This is a genomic window from Luteolibacter flavescens, assembly GCF_025950085.1.
In the GTDB taxonomy this organism is placed as follows: Bacteria; Verrucomicrobiota; Verrucomicrobiia; order Verrucomicrobiales; family Akkermansiaceae; genus Haloferula; species Haloferula flavescens.
In genome coordinates this window covers 1-16,220 of sequence record NZ_JAPDDS010000019.1, presented here as the reverse complement: position 1 = coordinate 16,220, position 16,220 = coordinate 1, and the positions used below count along the sequence as shown (strand labels likewise).

The window sequence follows — 16,220 nt, the reverse complement described above, 5'->3', positions numbered from 1 at the left end:
GGAAAAATGCACTTATCTCCGGCTCAATCCAGCTTCGGCCTCCGCCATGGCGGCACGTCCGCCCAGCGGCGGAAGGCCGGCCTGCCGCGTGAGGGATCGATGAAGGTGATCACCAGGCTGCGCTCCTGCAGCGTGGCATGCCAGCGGGTGCTGCTGAAGACCCGCCACTCGCCGCCCGGCTCCGCTATCGCCGCCTGCACCGGGCACTGGTTCATGGAGTTCAGCTTTTTCGGCAGAGGCAGATCCCCCGTGCCGCCCGACGCGAGCTCCCGCGAATTCTCCCCGATGGTGAATCGCACCTTCGCGGGTGCCAGATTGATCAGGCGGCTGCTGCCCATGGGAAACGCCGCTTCCGAGTCATCGATGGCCAGCACCCGATAAGTTCGCTCCCCCGTGGTGCCTGGCACGAAGACCAGCAGATGCCGCTCACCCTCCAAGGCATCCACCGTCGCGACGACCTCCGGCTCGCCATCAGCCCCGGCATCCGGCAGGGCGAAGCGCAGTGTCCCGCCCGCCACGGTAGCCTCGGCCTCGCGCGTGAAGTCGCCGGTGATCAGATCGATCTCCACCGGCTGCGAGGCAGCGAGCAGTCTCACCTTTTTCACCTCGCCCGCATGCGCGAGACAGACGGCGCGGAATTTGATCCGGCGCGCCTCCTGCGCGGTCGCATCCGCGAGGATCAGGACGAGCATGCCCAAGATAACGTGCAGCGATTTCATGATTCGTGGACCTCGGCAGGAGAAAGCCAGCGGAATGCCACCACGCGGAAGCGGCGGCCGAAGCGGCGGTTCACCTCGCTCAACTCGCGCGCGCCGATGCCATCCGCGCGCGGGAGCTCGATCACCCCGTCGGCGGCATCCGCGGGGTCGATGAATTCCGGGATGCGCTGCACCACCGCCTCGCACCACGCGCGGGCGAGGATGCTCCCGCGATCGTCGCGAGCATCTCCATAGCCCCGCAGCACGAAGGTATCCGAGCGGACGGTGAGCGTGGAGCCCATGCCGGCCAGGAGGTCGCCCTGTGTCAGCGATGCCTGCCCGGCCTCCAGCGCGTCGCCACAGGCCGCGTCCGGATTTGCATAGCCGAAGGCTGCCACGTCCTGTGCCGAGATCGGTCGGCCGTCGGGTATCGTCGCCGGATTGATCCCCGCATGCCGGATGGCCGCCTGCAGCGTGCCCGCAAGCGCGGCGTCACCAGCAACCAGGCTGCGGTTCACGAATTCGGACATGGACAGGAATGGCCCGCGCGCCCGCACCTCGCGGACGATGGCCTCGGCCAGCTTCTCATTCTCCTCGTCGCTCAGCACGCGGAAGCCGGTCCACGAGCGATCGCGGTCCTGGTCCCACGGGCCCGTCTCGGCGGAAAGCGAGGGCAGCACGCGCGGATACGCGGCGGCGGCGCTGGTGACGGTCGATTCCGTGGCATTCACCGGATTGATCACGGGAATCTCCATCGACTTCCCGGATGCCAGCAGCGCCCTCCAAGCAGCCACCGAGGTGGAGTTCACGTTGAATCCGCCCTTCATCATCTGCCGGGCCGCTGTGCGATGCCAGCCCTCCGCTCCGGTCACCGCCGCGCCATAGGCACTGCCATCCTCGTCCCCGTCCGTCCACGCCTCGTGACGCGGATTCAGCGGCAGGGGCTCGCCGTCGTGGAAGCGCTCCGCCTCCGCCGCATCACGGATGCCGGAGAAATAGCAACCGTCCCACAGCGCGTGATTCGCCAGCCAGCTATGGTCCGCCATGTCATAGCCCGCTCCGCCACCCCGGTGCACGGCGCGGTCCCGCGGCAGCAGCGGATGGGCAAAGGACTCGCCCACCGTGTAGGTCGGCAGCGGCAGGTGGCCGCTGCCCGCAAGATTCGCATGACCCAGCGAGGCAACGTTCACGGGTGAAGTACGAGGCATCTCGTAGCTGGAGAAATCCAGCACCCCGCTGTCAGCCGTGACACCGGAGTGGTGATAGACACGGTCGCCGCCCTCGGCGTCGGTTTCGATCGAGCCCTCGGTGCCGGAGCTCTGGTTCAGTATCGGCAGGAAGCTTGCCTCCAGCGGCAGCGTTCCCGGCCGCGACTTCGCCAGATCCAGGTCGAGCACGTGGTGGACGAAGGAATTCTCCCTCACCGGCCTCCCCGCATGCAGCGAGTCGAGCGAGGTTCGGTCGGCCAGGCTGAAGATCGCGAAGGGCTTCGGCCCCGTCCAGGTCTCCACCGGATCCGAGTCGCTGCGCCGCTGGTAGAGCTCGTCCACCGCCCATGGCCGCTCCCGGCGGAAGGGGAAACGTATCCGCCCCAGCGAGGGATGATTCCCGCTCAGCGCCGCCTCGAGCGTGGAGGCATCTTTGTAGCGGTACTGATACACCCCGAGCAGGCTATCCGCACCGCCCACCTTCGCCGAAATCTCAATGCCGAATTGCGAGACCTTCCCGTTCGCAGGCGGCCGCAGCGAGCACGCGACATCCACCACGTCCGTGCCCCTCATCCCGATGATGTAGTGGCTCGTGCTCGACGGGGCACGGCCCGCGGCATTCGGCCTCAACACATCGACGATGTAGCCGCCGCGATAATCCCATCCCGGTCCCGGCATCAGCGAGTCAGTCGTCTTGCTCGTCTGCCCGCCCTGGTAGATGAAATTCAGCATCTGCGGCCATGTTGTCCCGCGGGGATGATTCAGCCCATAAATCCGGGACTCACCCGGCCGCAGCGTGATCTTCGCCCCGCCCTGCGAGCCGGGCGACGTCCGTAGCCGCGCGACGAACTCGTCCTCCCAGTCGTCCCGGTTTTCATACACCCCGTGCATCTGGCTCAGCAGTGCAGGACGCTGCGTCTCCGGCATCCCGTTGCGGTAGAATTGGAAGGCGAGCGGGAGATGCTTGAAGGACACCTTCAGATCATCCACCGCCAGCGACCGGTTGTAGGGATTGTACAGGGTCACCGCCGGCGTGTAGATCAGGTACAGCATGTACTTGAGCTTCGGATCGATGCCCTGGAGCGTGGAATACCACGGCTCGTGCGCTTCACGCGCCACCAGCGAAAAGACCACCTGCACGCGCGTGACCACCGGCGCCAACATCATTCCGTCCGTCGCCGCGGGATTCGGGCTGCTCACCACCGTCCGTGTCGCGGAGTCGTAGCGCTTCACCACGGGCTTGTAGTCGCGAGGCAGCCTCGTCTCCAGTACCGACCCCGCTTCGTGGCGCGACAGACGGTACCAATCCGCGAGCGTGGAATACATCGGGTCCGCCGGCACCAGCGGCGTGGTGGTCCCGGAATATACGTGGCGACCCTGGAACGCCGCCGGCAGCGTATCTCCCTCAAATGCCCTCGTGAGATCCACCTTCAGCCCACCATCGGCGACATTCACGGGCAGACTGGCCGACCACACCGTGAGATCGTCGCGATAGCCATCCAGCGCCGCGCGGCCCGCCAGCAGGTCGCCTTGCGCGAGGCTCGCCAGCTTCCCTGCGTCATCACCCTCCGCCACCAGGCCACCCAAGCCCGGCAGGACCTCCGCAGCACTGCGCGCGGGAGCCCGGAGCCGCGCTGCCGCCAGTTCGTCAGGCAGCCCGCTTTCCACCGGCAAGTCGATACGAGTTTTCACACCCTCATCCGCCGCCGCCCATGCCGCCGCCCCGCCACTCACATGGACCGCTTCAGCCGACAGAGCCTTCCGTCCGTCATGCCCGGGGAAGAGCGTGATCCCATCCTCCTCCACAGAACCTCCTTCCGGATCCAGCACATCGCTCGCACCGGGAGAGGAAAGCCATGTCACGAATTCACCATCGGCATCGTCCGTCTGATTCCGCCTTCGCTTCCGGACCGCCATGTCGTCGTCACCCTCGGGCGAGAGCTTGTAGGACTCCCAGATGCCCGTCTTCGCCGGATGCGCGTCCTCGGAAAGCAGCGTCGCGGGCGCGCTGATCCGCTGGTCCGGGCCTGCCGCCTTTTGCAATTGGCCGAGCGCCAGCGACAGCGCGAGCCGTGCATTTGCTCGCGCCACCTGGCGATCCGTCTCCGCCGTGGCGGCCCGCAGCGAGACGGTGGACAGCGTCATCAGGCCGAGCGCCAACACCGCGAGCACCACCATGAGCAGGAGCACCACCGGCAAGGCGAAGCCTCGCGCCACCGCACGGGAAAGAAGATCGTGATGCCGGGTGCGCTTCATGCAGGTGACGTGGGGGCCGGGACGCGAACTCACTCTCGGCCGCCGGGGTCGTCCGGTCCGCATGATGCCCCCGCGCCCCTCCCGCCGGCCAAAGTCGAATCTGGCACGAAGCGGTGGAATGCTGGTGGATTCTTAATGACCTGCGTCGCCCCGCACTTGCCCTCCAGTTTCGTGTTCCAAGATGCACCAGAGAATGCCCGCCGCGCGCCAGAGCCGGCATTCGACCCGCGGCGACACCCGCCACAGCTTCGATGTGGCCCGGCCGGTCCACTCGGGCGTTGGAGACCCGGGGGACCGCCAGGCAGCAACACAACGACACATCACATCACGACTGGAACACCATGCAGCCGACGATCCATAGCACCATGACACAAACGGCACGCCGCCTCATCGCGACGGCGGCGCTCGTCCTCACCGGCATCACCACCGCACACGCGGGCTGGTGGCAGGAGACCTTCTTCGAAGGCTTCGACGCACCGCTCGATACCAGCAAATGGTACATCTACGACAGCGTCGGCCACGCGGGCAATGGCCTGCGCAAGCCGAGCGCCGTCACCGTCTCCGACAGCATGCTCAACATCACCGCGAAGATGGTGAATGGCCAGCTCGTCAGCGGCGGCATCGCCACGACGCAGAACTTCCAATACGGTCGCTTCGAATTCCGCGTCCGCACGCTGCAGACCGCGGACGACCGCACCAGCGGCGTCGTGCTCACCTGGCCCATCTCCGACAACTGGCCCGCCGAGGGCGAGAACGACATCTACGAGACGATGACCGACGGGGATCGGCCACACTTCGAGACGAACATCCACTACCTCGACGCCACCAGCACCCACCACGCCTGGAAGCGGACCTATCCCGCCGCACCCGCATGGCAGTGGTGGACCGTCGCCATGGACTGGACGCCCGACAGCATCAAGATCTACCGCAAGCAGGAGAATGCTCCCTTCCGCCCGGACGAGCTGCCCATCGCCGTGCTGGATGATCCCTCGCGCGTGCCCGACTACTTGCACCGTCTCTGCATCCAGCTCGATGCCTACTACCCCACCATGACAGGCGAGGCCCTCATGCAGGTGGCCTGGGCACGCGTCTATCAGTGGAATCCGAATGCCACCCCGCCATCCATCCAGCCGCCCGCGATCGTGGACGGTGGCATCTACCGCATCTCACCCTACCTCGCCACGCACCGCTGTCTCGAAGTACCGCTCGACCAGTATGCCGACGGCACCGGCCTGGTGAACTACGACTACTACGACCTGCTCAACCAGCTTTGGCTCATCACCGACGATGGCGGCGGCTACTGGCGCTTCAGCCCGCTCAGTTCCCCGGACAAGGCGCTCGACGTGAATGGCGGCGCCTCCGCTGACGGAACCAAGGTCCAAATCTGGACGCACAATACCAGCAGTGCCCAGCGCTGGAAGATCTACCACACCGGCGGTGGCTGGTTCCAATTCAAGCCCCAATGCGCCCCCTCCAGCGTCCTCTCGCTGAAACTGGGCAACACCGCGAACAACAACCCCTACTACCTCTGGACGGACCACGATACCGATCCGCAGTACTTCCACATGCAGCTCTTCGGCGTGGAATAACAATACACCCGGGCATGCAACGCCTGCCGCCGTCTCTTCCCTCTCTGGCGGCGGCAGGTTTGTTTCTACATCATCCCCATTCATCACCGAGCCGCTCTGCCATGCCCGTTCCATTACACCGATGGTCAGGGGTGCGATGAATTGTCCGCCTCCCGCGACATCGTTGAAATGTTCCGAAGAGCACGATGCAGCGTCCTTGCACAGTTTGAGCGGGCCTGGGGAAATTATCATTGGCAGCCTCATGCATTCTGTCGGAGGACTCTGGACATTGCCATGATTCGCCCACGACTTACCCCGCTCGCTGCCGGCCTTGCCCTTCTCCTGCTTTCGCCTGCGACTCACGCGCATCGCCTGTGGCTGGTGGCGTCCACCACGGTTCTGTCGGGCACGGGCCAGCATATCGCCGTGGAGGGTGCGATCTCGAATGACCTCTTCTTCCCGAATCATCTCTCGCTGCCGCTGGCGGCGACGACCGCGACTTCTCCGAGCGGGAAGAAGCTGGAGCTGCTGAGCCCGGCGGAAGGGAAGATCCGCACGTCCTTCGAGCTGAAGCTGGACGAGACCGGGACCTACCGGATCGCGACGATCAATGACATGATGTTCCTGAGCTGGAAGGAAGGCGGCGAGACCCGCCACGCCCGCGGAACGCCTGCCGAGATGGACAAGCGGGACCTGACAAAGCTGGAAGGCGTGGAGCTGTCCCGCTGGATCAGCCGCGTGGAGACCGTCGTCACCTGTGGCGAGCCGACTCCGCTGAAGCCGACGGGCGAGGGCATCGAGTTCGAGTTCATCTCGCACCCGAACGACCTCTTCCACGGCGAGACCTCCACCTTCCGCCTCCTGCGGGACGGCAAGCCGTTGCCGGAGACGAAGGTCGCGGTGGTGAAGGGCGACGACCGCTTCCGCGACGAGGTCGGTGAGCTGACCATCACCAGCGATGCGGAGGGGCTGGTGAAAGTCGCATGGCCATCGGCGGGACGTTTCTGGCTTTCCGCGGAAGCGGAGCAAAAGCCCGGCGAATACAAGGGCAAGCCGCTGGAGCGGGGCGCGGCTTACTTCCTGACGCTGGACGTGCTGCCGCAGTGATCACCCCGCGTTTGACCCCGCAAGCGGGAGGGCAAACGCGCGTCAATGTTTCGCAAGCGCTCGCCAGACAGGCGGACGCGGGGAAGGCAGGGTCCCTGCATTGATTTCCCATACGCATCGCGGGCGTGCCGGAGGGATCCGGTGCGCCCGTTCTCTTTCCGGGCGGAAGTGTCATCCGCGACCCGCGGTGACATTCTTCCTCCTAAGAAATACCGCGCGTCTTCGTTCGGCATCCGAATGAGCCGCCGTGTTTGCCGACCGCCACTGGCGGCCGGGATGCCATCGCCCCAACCCTCCGCTCCATGAAACAGACAAGAAACAACCCAACCCCGTCCCGCGTGGCGATGCTGCTGGCTGCCGGCTTCACCACCGTCACCGTGTCCGCCCAGACGACTCCGGCCAGAGAGCCCGATGCCACCACGAATCTCTCCCAGCTCGTGGTGACGGCGGATAATTCCCAGCTCCGCTATCGCGAGCTTTCCTCGTCCGCCGCACTCTTCGCGGACACGCCGCTGCTCGAGACGCCTTTCAGCGTGAGCGTTTTCAACCAGCAACTGATCGAGGACCAACGCGCCTTCTCGCTGAAGGAAGTGCTCGAGAACGAGCCGAGCGTGGCGGTGCAGATGCCGGGTGGCTTCTACGGAACGCAGAATCTCTCGCTGCGCGGCTTCACCGTGGACAACTTCAATGGCTACCGTGTCGATGGCCTGCCGATGATCCAGACGGTCTCGCCGTATCTGGACGACAAGTCCCGCGTGGAGGTGCTGAAGGGACCCGCGGCCCTCCGCTACGGATTCATGCCGCCCGGCGGTGCGATCAACCTGGTGCGCAAGCGCCCGACCGAGGAACTCTCGACGAGCCTGCAATTCGACGTGAACACCTTCGGCCGGATGTATTCGCAGCTCGATGTGAGCGACACGGTGGCGAACGGGCAATTCGGCTACCGCCTGGTGCTCGCGGGCGACGAGTTCGACAGCTTCTACGACAATGCCGGCGGAGACCGTCAGATGGGCTCGCTCTTCACACAGTGGAAGCCGACGGAGACGGTCACCATCTGGTCCTCGCTCAGCACGCAGGACCTCACGCGCAACGGCTACTACGGCCCGATGATCTCGGCGAATGGCCTGGTGCTGGATACCGGCGTGAAGACGAACATCATGCAGGACTGGGCGCGCAACGAGCAGGAGAGCTACGACGTGGCAATCGGTGCGGACATCGATTTCAACGAGGACTGGAAGCTGCGTGCCTCCGTGAACTACCAGGAGTCCGACCGCGAGTCGCGCCTGAGCTACCCCTACTCGGTGCAGGATGACGGCACCTACACGGAAGGCGCGCTGTTGACGAACGGGCCCTTCGAGTGGGACTCGTGGGGTGCGCACGTCCACCTGCAGGGCACTTTCAACACCGGCAGCCTGCAGCACGACATCGTGATCGGCTCACAATACCGCTCCTACGACAGCTACGGTGAACGCAGCTTTCCCGACGTGGGTCCGAACGATGCCTACCGTCCCGTGCCGCTGCCGATCCCGGCTCCGGGCCCGTGGCGCGCGATCGATTTCGAATACGAGGAACTCGGCTTCTTCGTCACGGACACCATCAAGTTCACCGAGCAATGGTCCGCGATGCTCGGCGCCCGCTATGGCCGGTATGAGAATACCTACCCGAGCGACCCGGCGTCGAATGACACCGTCAGCGACTGGTCTCCCACCGCGGCACTGATGTACGCGCCGGTGGAGCAGGTGCATGCCTACCTCACCTACACGAAGGGCCTGCAAGACGGCGGCTTCGCGGGACGCACCGCGGCCAATGCCTTCGCGCCGCTGGGCGTGCAGGAGTCCGAGCAGGTCGAGCTGGGCGTGAAGACCGACTGGTGCGACGGGCGCTTCTCCGGCGAGCTGGCCGTGTTCCAGATCGAGCAGGATCTCGCGATGATCGACCCCGTCTCGAACATCGCCGCTCTCAGCGGACTCCAGCGCCACCGCGGCGTGGAACTCGCCCTGCGCGGACGCATCACGGACGAGTGGCAGGCAGGCGTCGCCACCATGCTGCTGGATGCCGAGCAGGTGGATACCGGCAGCGTGCTGACCTCCGGCCGCACGCCGCAGTACGTGCCCGAGTACCAGGTGAACCTGTGGTCCGTGCTGGACATCCCGCAGGTGCCGGGGCTGGCACTCACCGCGGGCGTGCGCTTCGTGGACGGCCAGTATCTGGACCAGCAGGAGCAGTTCAAGACTGGCAGCTACTCTGTGGTGGACGTGGGTGCGCGCTACAAGTTCCGCGCGGCGGACACCGACTGGACACTGCGCGTGAACGTGCAGAACCTGCTCGACGAGCGCTACTACGAGTCCGGCGAATTCTACCCCGGCGACGCAGGCTATCTGGCCTACGGTTCACCCATCGGAGCGAATTTCTCCGTGAAGGTGGACTTCTGATCCGCCCGCGTATTCTTCATCGCAGATACAAGGCTGCGGCACCCGGAGATTTCCGCCGGGTGCCGCATGTGTTTTCCTGAAAACCCCGGTCCGCCATGCCCGAAACCCCGCATTCGCCACCTCCGCTCGAAGTCTCGGCCGTCGTGAAAAGCTTCAGCCAGGGGACGACGGAAGTCCGCGCGCTGGATGGTACGGAGCTGAGCGTGGCTGCCGGTGAATTCGTCGCCATCATGGGGGCCTCGGGCTCGGGCAAGAGCACGCTGCTCCACGTGATGGCGGGCCTCGCGGGCGTGGACTCCGGGTCCGTGCGGGTGGAAGGAAAGGATCTCGCCACGATGAAGGACGCGGTGCTGACGCGCTTCCGCCGCGACCGCATCGGCCTCGTTTTCCAAGCCTTCAACCTGATACCGGTGCTGACCGCCGAGGACAACGTGCGGCTGCCCGTGATGGACCAGCCTGGCTCGCTGGAAAAGGCGCGGAAGCTATTGGACAAGCTCGGGCTCCAGGCGCGGCGACACCACAAGCCGGACGCGCTCTCCGGCGGGGAGCAGCAGCGCGTGGCGATCGCGCGGGCATTGGTGTCCGATCCCGCGATCATCCTCGCGGACGAGCCGACCGGCAGCCTGGACTCGGCCACGGGCCAGGAGCTGTGCCGCCTGCTGCGCGGGCTTTCATCAGACGAGGGCCGCACGATCGTGATGGTCACGCACGAGCCCGCGGTGGCGATGTGGGCGGACCGCATCGTGGTGCTGCGGGACGGGCGGCGCCTCGCGGAATTCGCCACGCCTGCCGGGCATGATCCGGAGGCCGTGGCGCTCGCCTACCAACACGCACTGCACGCCCCCGCGGGATCATGAGCACTCCGCTACGTCTCGCGGCGGCGTGGGTCCGGGAGCACCCGCTGAGGATCGCGCTCACGTCGCTGGCCACGGCAGCCGCCGCTGCGATGGTGATCTGGGTGGTGAGCGGGTATGATGCGATGCTCGGCTCCTTCGACAAGTATTCCGATCTCGCGCTCGGGCGCTACCCGCTGTCGGTCGCGCCGATCCAGCACTTCAGCCAGCAGGCACCCGGCGCGATTCCTTCCCACGCCGAGAAGCACGTGCCGGTGGAAGTGCTGGCCGGACTGCGCTCGGACCCCGCGGTGGCCGCGGCCGACCCGATGTGGGCGCTGCGCGAGAAGGTGACGCCCCACGTCCCGGAAGGCGGCGAGGTCATCCCGTGGCGTCGCCTGCCGGATGCGCGACTGCTCGCCACGGATGCCCCTGCCCCGCCCTTCGATCTCGTGGCGGGGCGCTGGATTGATCCGGCCCGGGCGGATATCATGGAAGCGGCGATGAGCGTGGCCGCCGCGCGCGGCATGGGGCTGGACGTGGGGGGCGAGGTGGTCATCGGCAGCGGGGAGAAATCGCGGCGGCTGCTCGTGGTCGGCCTCGTCGATACCCCGGGCGTGGACGGATGGAGCGCGACGGTGGCGGGGTCACAATTGCTCACGCCATCGGTGGGAGGTGTTTTCGTGCCGACCGCGCTGGCGGAGAGCCTGACGGGCCGCAAGGCGGAGATCAGCTTCATCGGCGTGAGCCTGCGGGAAGATGCTGACCTCACGAAATTCCGCTACGCTTGGTCGCCGAGGCTGGCCGCGCTTTCCACGCCTAGCCAGTTCCAGGAAGCGCACGACATCGAGGAAGCGCTGGATGAAAGCGCGTCCGCGGACAACGTGCGGATGCAGGCACGGATGGCCACGGTGGTGTCCATGCTGGCGGCGCTCTTCATCATCTTCAGCACGCTGAATATGGGCGTGGGCGAGCGCGTGCGGCAGCTCGCGATCCTGCGGGCGGTGGCGCTCACGCGTTCGCAGGTTGGCGTCATCGTGCTCATCGAGGGGCTGCTGCTCGGGACCATCGGCTTCGTCGCCGGATGCGCGGTGGGGAAGGTGCTGATGACGCTCGCCGTGGAGTCCGCGCCGGATCTCTTTGAGGAAGGCGCGGTGGTGGGGAGGAATAGCATCCTGCTCGCGGCGGCGTGTTCCTACGGGGGTGCATTGCTTGCCTCTCTGTGGCCTGCCGTGCGGGCGATGCGGGTGCGCCCGGTGGATGCGATGGCCCCGCCGGTGGCCGCGGTGGAACGCGGGATCTCGTGGCAACCCGTGATGGCCGGACTGCTGCTGCTAGCCGTGTATCCGGTGCTGGCCCACGGCATCGACCACGATGACGGGCGGCCCTTCGTTTTCTTCATGCTCGCGGGACTGGCCTCGCTCGCCGCGGGATTCCTGCTGCTGGCCCCGGCGATCGTGCGACTGGTGGACCGCTTCGGCGGACCGGTGGTGGCGAGGGTGCTGATGGTACCCCGCGAGCTGCTGGCGAGCCGGCTTTCCGGGAATCTCGGGCGCACGGTGTCCACGGCATTTGCGATGACGGTGGGGCTGGGTCTCTACACCGGCATCCAGGTGTGGGGGCACACGATGCTGAGCGGCTTCCTGCCCGGCGCGTGGGCACCGGATGCGCTGGTCGGCTTCCGGCCGGGCGGCATTCCCTTCGAGGATGCGGAGAAGGTCGCGTCATTTCCCGGCGTGGAGAAGAGCCTGCCGGTCATCGTCGAGCAGCCGCGGCTGAAGGAAGATCTCACCCACAGCGCGGAGCGGGCGACCGTGGTGAGACAGGACAACGTGGTGATGGTGGGCATCGATCCCGCGCGGGCCTTTGGCGGGGATGATCCACTGATCCCCTTCGAGTGGGTGGCGGGCGATCGCGACGAGGCCATCCGGCTCATGGGTGAATCCCGCGCGTGCCTGGTGCCGGATCACTTCCTGCGCGAGGCGAGGCTGCAGGTGGGCGACTCCTTCGAACTCGTCCCGCCGGAAAGCCCGGAGACTCCCGTGCGCTACACCATCGCTGGCGCGGTCAAGATGCCCGGCTGGCACTGGCAGACGAAGCCCACGGGCATGCGAACCCGCACGCACCGGTCCGCGGCGCTGGTCTTCGCGGACCTGACGCGCGTCGCGGAGGACTTCCGCTTCCAAGCCGCCTCGCACGCCTGGATCGACTACGATGAATCTAGTACCAATGCCGACGCCCTTGCCGCGGCGGCGCGCGATCTCCTCGCTTCCTCTCTCGGGCGGGAAGTCGTCATTGGTGAAGCGCGGAATGACGAACCCTACGTGCAGGTCCACACTATCGCCGACATCCGCGCGCTGGTCCACGGGCACGCCACTGCCTGGCTGTGGGTGCTGAGCCGGCTGCCGCTGGTGATCCTCATCATCACCGCGGTAGGGGTGCTGAATGCGCTGCTGGCTTCGGTGCGGTCAAGCCGGTGGGAGACCGGCATCCTCCGGGCGGTGGGCATCACGCGCGGCACCATCGTGCGGCTGGTGCTGGCAGAGGGCCTGCTGATCGGCTTGGTGGCCTGCGCCGTCAGCCTCGCCTTCGGCATCATGGCCGGCTGGTGCGGCGCTGGCATCTCACGGCACGTGAGTTTCTTCGGTGGCATGACGCAAGCACTCGTCATCCCCTGGGGCCCGGTCCTCGCCGGGCTCGGAATCGTCCTCCTGCTCTCCTCGCTGGCCGCCCTGTGGCCCGCGGTCTTCCTCGGCCGGGCGAAGCCGCTGGATCTGCTGCAGCAGGGGAGAGGCTCTTTCTGACTCTTGCTGAGGAGCGAGCTCTGAAGTCCCCCTCAAATCCAGGTCAACCCTCCTGAATCCGCCGAGACCAAAGATCGAAATCATTGATCCCAATAAGTGCCACCGGCCGGACTCGAACCGGCACGCAGGTTACCCTGCAACGGATTTTAAGTCCATTTTTGCAGATTTTCAGGACTCCACTAGAACCCACGAAACTCCACACTATTTAACCCACGATTAGCGACTTACGACCCATCCCAAGTGGATTATCGTCGACTCTGATTCAGTCTTGCGGCGCATGGATTGGCACATTGTTGGCACAGTAAATCGCCACCGATGCCTGTCTCGAAACGCAAAGATCCCCCTGTCGAAACGACTCCCCGCAAGGTCCAGTCGGCAGGAAAGAACGAGTTCCGGCTCTTCACAAAAGAGAACAGCCCCTACCTCCATGTGCGCGTGATGGTCGACGGCAAGCGCCGGCAGTTCTCGACAGGCGAAAAAAATGAGCGCGCGGCCAAAACCAAGGCCAAGACGATCCTAGCGGACATCAAGAGCCGGGGATTCAAAGAAGCGATCGAACTGCACGCGCGAAAGAAGGAGGAGACGATCGGCAGCAATCCCACGCTCGTGGAGCTCGGCAAGCTCTACGAGAGCAACGCCCGACTCTTTGAGAAACCGCCTTCGCCCGAGACTGCCCGCTACTACGCCGCCATGCTCGCACGGATTGGCACCCTGGCCGGGGTGCCGCGGATCTCGAATCTGACACCCGACGCGATTCAGAAAGCGAAGGCAAAGTACCTGAAGCAGGCCGAGAAAGAGGATCGGAACCGAGATTCCGCCATCACCACATTGGCCGCCATGATCCGGAACGCAGCGGGAGTCTTCTCCCGCCAATCCCTCGAAGTCTTCCGCCAACAGGGTATCGAGTTTCCCAACCCCTTCGCTGGGACCAAGGTTCGCGGGGTCAAAGTGAAAGCCTACTCGCCGATGTCGCGCGAGTTGGTGGCGGCCATTTGGGAGAAAGCGTCATTGCTTCGGGACGGGGATCCAGACGCGGGTGAACCGGACGACGACGATCGGTCGTCCACGGATTTCCGAGATCCACAACTGGCGGTTTACGCGCTGTTAATTTTGGAGCTGGGCCTCGGTCTCCGCCGCAACGAGGCGGACAAGGCCCGCTGGGACTGGGTATTCCAGGCAGCCGACAAACGCCGCTACCTCGAAGTACGAGAAACGACCGACTTCAGGCCAAAATCCCGTCAGTCGAGGATCATCCCGGTGGCCGACGAGGTCTGGGATGCACTCAGTCCACTGAAAAAGGACGATTCCGTGTTCATTGTCCCGGGTCCTGCGGCAGCCAAGCCGTCCAAGAAGCTTCAGCGCACCTACCGCTGCAATCACTCCCACGAGGCTCTCGGCTTTTGGCTGAAGAAGCGCGGCGTTACCGATTCCAAGCCTTGTCACGCCCTGCGGAAGGAGTTTGGCTCGTACGTGGCGACCTGCTTCAGCCTATTCCATGCTCAAAAGCTGCTCGCCCATTCGACCCCGGCGGTAACCTCCGCCTACTACGCAAGCCTAACAGACCTCCCACGACTGGAACCGACCCGGATGGGCACAAGTCAATCATGAGCGCGAAGAAAGCCCCCGCCAAGAAGACCTCAGCCAAGGAAGCGGCGAAGCGCTCGTCGACGTCCAGTCAGGGCAGCCCTGACATGAAGGATGTCGTCACCCTGGCGACCAGTCTCGTGTCCGCGCAGATCGTGGCTAGCTCGTATCACACCACGGCCATCGACATGTTGCAGGAGCTTCGACAAGTGGTTTTAGATGCCATCGAATCGCTCAACGATGTCAGATCGGCGGGCGAGGTCTCGTCCGATTTTCAGTTCGCGATGGACATCATGAATAAAACCCGCCTTGACCGCCGACGGATGAGAAGGCTCCGCCTGCTTGAGCCAATGAGCCATCCGGATCTCGATCGGATGTTTCAGTCTGCGATGCGAAGGGCGTTTGTGATGCTTAATGCTCCGTTCGACCCCGAAAGGATCGTCTTTGCGGAACAGATCTTCAGACCTGACGAGATTCTCACCGAGGGAGCGATCCGGAAGCGACTCATCGACTTCGAGTGGCCCGGGCTCAAATCGGCGGACTCGGTCATCAGGCTCATGAGGGATGTCAATTTCTGGTTCTACACACACCTTGATGAGCTTCGCTCCTCGCACCGGCAAGAGGACGGGGTTGATTCGGTCTCAGCGACCGACCCGACAATCCCGATCGACGTCCGAATCGAATCCGAGGCAGAGAAGTTGATGTGGCTACTCCAGCAGCCATCCGGGGAGGAGCCATTGGAGCCAAGTCGGTCATCGTATCGAGATCTATCCGCCGCGGTATCCAACTTCATCAATAGCCGCAACGGCATGGATTTTGGAGGTGCATCTCGGACCTTCGACGCAATCGAGCGAAACAACTTGATCATGGTCATGTTCGGCGACCGTGGACCGCGTAGCCCTCGAGAAGATAATGCCGCTGATGGCGACGGCGGCTTGCAGGAGGGGGCCCCCTCCACATTGGAAGCAAGCTCTGCTTCTTATCGCCCTTGGGCCATTTTCCGTTATCTCCGACGTCATGGCAGAAAACCAGGCGACGAACTGGGAAATGACCTAAATCTCAGGATTCGCTCCAAGCGATCCGATCTAAACAAAAAGCTAATTCCGGATATCCGGGGAGTCATGCCCGCTGGTTTCGACTTTGGACCGCTACATGAGGAAGCTGAAAATCTAGTCAGCCAGCTTCATGACGATGAGAGCTATTCGGATAGCGCGATGACATCCGACGAATTGGAGATCCACGGACTTGACCCTGCTGATGTAGCGGAAAGCGCCTCAGAGTTTGACGATGGCGACTCAGACGAAGGCATTCCACGATTCTGACGCTTCGCACGATCCGTCATTCGGATTCGTTGGGGTTCAGACATGAGGACGATGCTACTGGAAATCGTGGTGCAACCGCTCAAGGACTCCACTAAGCCATCGCGGCTTACGCCTCCCAATCCGTTCGATCAGAGCTTTGGCGACGCGCTCGGCATCAGTCTTGGAAGCACCGTGAGTGAAAATGAAACATTCTAGGCCACGCCTGCTCAGAAGCCTCCAAAGCGTCCCTCTCTGAGCAGCGCCACGGTGAATGGTAACTTCAGGTTGAACCCAGTCGGAGAAAACCAATCTGAAGCTTCTCCCATCCTGATTGCCCGCAGTGATGCCCCAGCGTAAGCGTGGTCCGCAGCACCGTCCGTAGGTTCTTGGAGCTGGGCAATCGTCGGTGTCGGATATCCGACACCTATG

10 protein-coding genes are annotated in these 16,220 nt (G+C 64.5%); 7 read left to right on the top strand and 3 right to left on the bottom strand.

Annotated elements, in window-relative coordinates; genetic code table 11:
* Nucleotides 1-23 precede the first annotated feature (23 nt).
* Both OKA04_RS22590 and OKA04_RS22585 read right to left on the bottom strand, forming a co-directional pair.
* Complete coding sequence (locus OKA04_RS22590; protein ID WP_264503494.1) at nt 24-719, bottom strand: hypothetical protein; 696 nt, start codon at nt 717-719, stop codon at nt 24-26.
* Nucleotides 716-4,162 carry a hypothetical protein gene (locus OKA04_RS22585; protein WP_264503493.1) on the bottom strand — a complete coding sequence of 1,149 codons (3,447 nt, stop codon included), beginning with the start codon at nt 4,160-4,162 and terminating at the stop codon, nt 716-718. Before OKA04_RS22585 ends, OKA04_RS22590 begins: the two co-directional genes overlap by 4 nt.
* 365 nt (nt 4,163-4,527) lie before the next feature.
* Here OKA04_RS22585 and OKA04_RS22580 point away from each other — a divergent pair, with 365 nt between their 5' ends.
* The 7 genes from OKA04_RS22580 (at nt 4,528) to OKA04_RS22550 (ending at nt 15,812) form a co-directional block, all read left to right on the top strand.
* Nucleotides 4,528-5,751, top strand: coding sequence for an RICIN domain-containing protein (locus tag OKA04_RS22580; RefSeq protein WP_264503492.1), 1,224 nt, complete (start codon nt 4,528-4,530; stop codon nt 5,749-5,751).
* A 273-nt stretch (nt 5,752-6,024) separates the two neighbouring features.
* A complete protein-coding gene (locus OKA04_RS22575) occupies nt 6,025-6,837 on the top strand; it encodes a DUF4198 domain-containing protein (RefSeq protein WP_264503491.1) in 813 nt (270 codons plus the stop codon).
* A 302-nt stretch (nt 6,838-7,139) separates the two neighbouring features.
* Nucleotides 7,140-9,269: a TonB-dependent siderophore receptor gene (locus tag OKA04_RS22570; protein ID WP_264503490.1), complete on the top strand. Its 2,130-nt coding sequence runs from the start codon at nt 7,140-7,142 to the stop codon at nt 9,267-9,269.
* Nucleotides 9,270-9,364: 95 nt separating this feature from the next.
* Nucleotides 9,365-10,126 (top strand): ABC transporter ATP-binding protein, encoded by a 762-nt coding sequence (locus OKA04_RS22565; RefSeq protein ID WP_264503489.1) that lies wholly within the window; start codon nt 9,365-9,367, stop codon nt 10,124-10,126.
* The gene (locus OKA04_RS22560; protein ID WP_264503488.1) at nt 10,123-12,906 is read left to right on the top strand and encodes an ABC transporter permease; all 2,784 of its coding nucleotides are present in this window, start codon (nt 10,123-10,125) and stop codon (nt 12,904-12,906) included. The genes OKA04_RS22565 and OKA04_RS22560 overlap by 4 nt, the downstream gene beginning before the upstream one ends.
* Nucleotides 12,907-13,221: 315 nt before the next feature.
* The gene (locus tag OKA04_RS22555; RefSeq protein ID WP_264503487.1) at nt 13,222-14,514 is read left to right on the top strand and encodes a site-specific integrase; all 1,293 of its coding nucleotides are present in this window, start codon (nt 13,222-13,224) and stop codon (nt 14,512-14,514) included.
* Complete coding sequence (locus tag OKA04_RS22550; protein ID WP_264503486.1) at nt 14,511-15,812, top strand: hypothetical protein; 1,302 nt, start codon at nt 14,511-14,513, stop codon at nt 15,810-15,812. Before OKA04_RS22555 ends, OKA04_RS22550 begins: the two co-directional genes overlap by 4 nt.
* Before the next feature lie 206 nt (nt 15,813-16,018).
* On the opposite strand, the gene OKA04_RS22545 is transcribed toward OKA04_RS22550, so the two are convergent.
* The coding region (locus tag OKA04_RS22545) for a hypothetical protein (RefSeq protein ID WP_264503485.1) at nt 16,019-16,220 on the bottom strand (202 nt) is incomplete at its 5' end.

Bases quoted from the DNA above. Each gene is read 5' to 3' on its own strand.
- OKA04_RS22590 (WP_264503494.1), bottom strand. From the start codon at position 719: ATGAAATCGCTGCACGTTATCTTGGGCATGCTCGTCCTGATCCTCGCG.
- OKA04_RS22585 (WP_264503493.1), bottom strand. From the start codon at position 4,162: ATGAAGCGCACCCGGCATCACGATCTTCTTTCCCGTGCGGTGGCGCGA.
- OKA04_RS22580 (WP_264503492.1), top strand. From the start codon at position 4,528: ATGACACAAACGGCACGCCGCCTCATCGCGACGGCGGCGCTCGTCCTC.
- OKA04_RS22575 (WP_264503491.1), top strand. From the start codon at position 6,025: ATGATTCGCCCACGACTTACCCCGCTCGCTGCCGGCCTTGCCCTTCTC.
- OKA04_RS22570 (WP_264503490.1), top strand. From the start codon at position 7,140: ATGAAACAGACAAGAAACAACCCAACCCCGTCCCGCGTGGCGATGCTG.
- OKA04_RS22565 (WP_264503489.1), top strand. From the start codon at position 9,365: ATGCCCGAAACCCCGCATTCGCCACCTCCGCTCGAAGTCTCGGCCGTC.
- OKA04_RS22560 (WP_264503488.1), top strand. From the start codon at position 10,123: ATGAGCACTCCGCTACGTCTCGCGGCGGCGTGGGTCCGGGAGCACCCG.
- OKA04_RS22555 (WP_264503487.1), top strand. From the start codon at position 13,222: ATGCCTGTCTCGAAACGCAAAGATCCCCCTGTCGAAACGACTCCCCGC.
- OKA04_RS22550 (WP_264503486.1), top strand. From the start codon at position 14,511: ATGAGCGCGAAGAAAGCCCCCGCCAAGAAGACCTCAGCCAAGGAAGCG.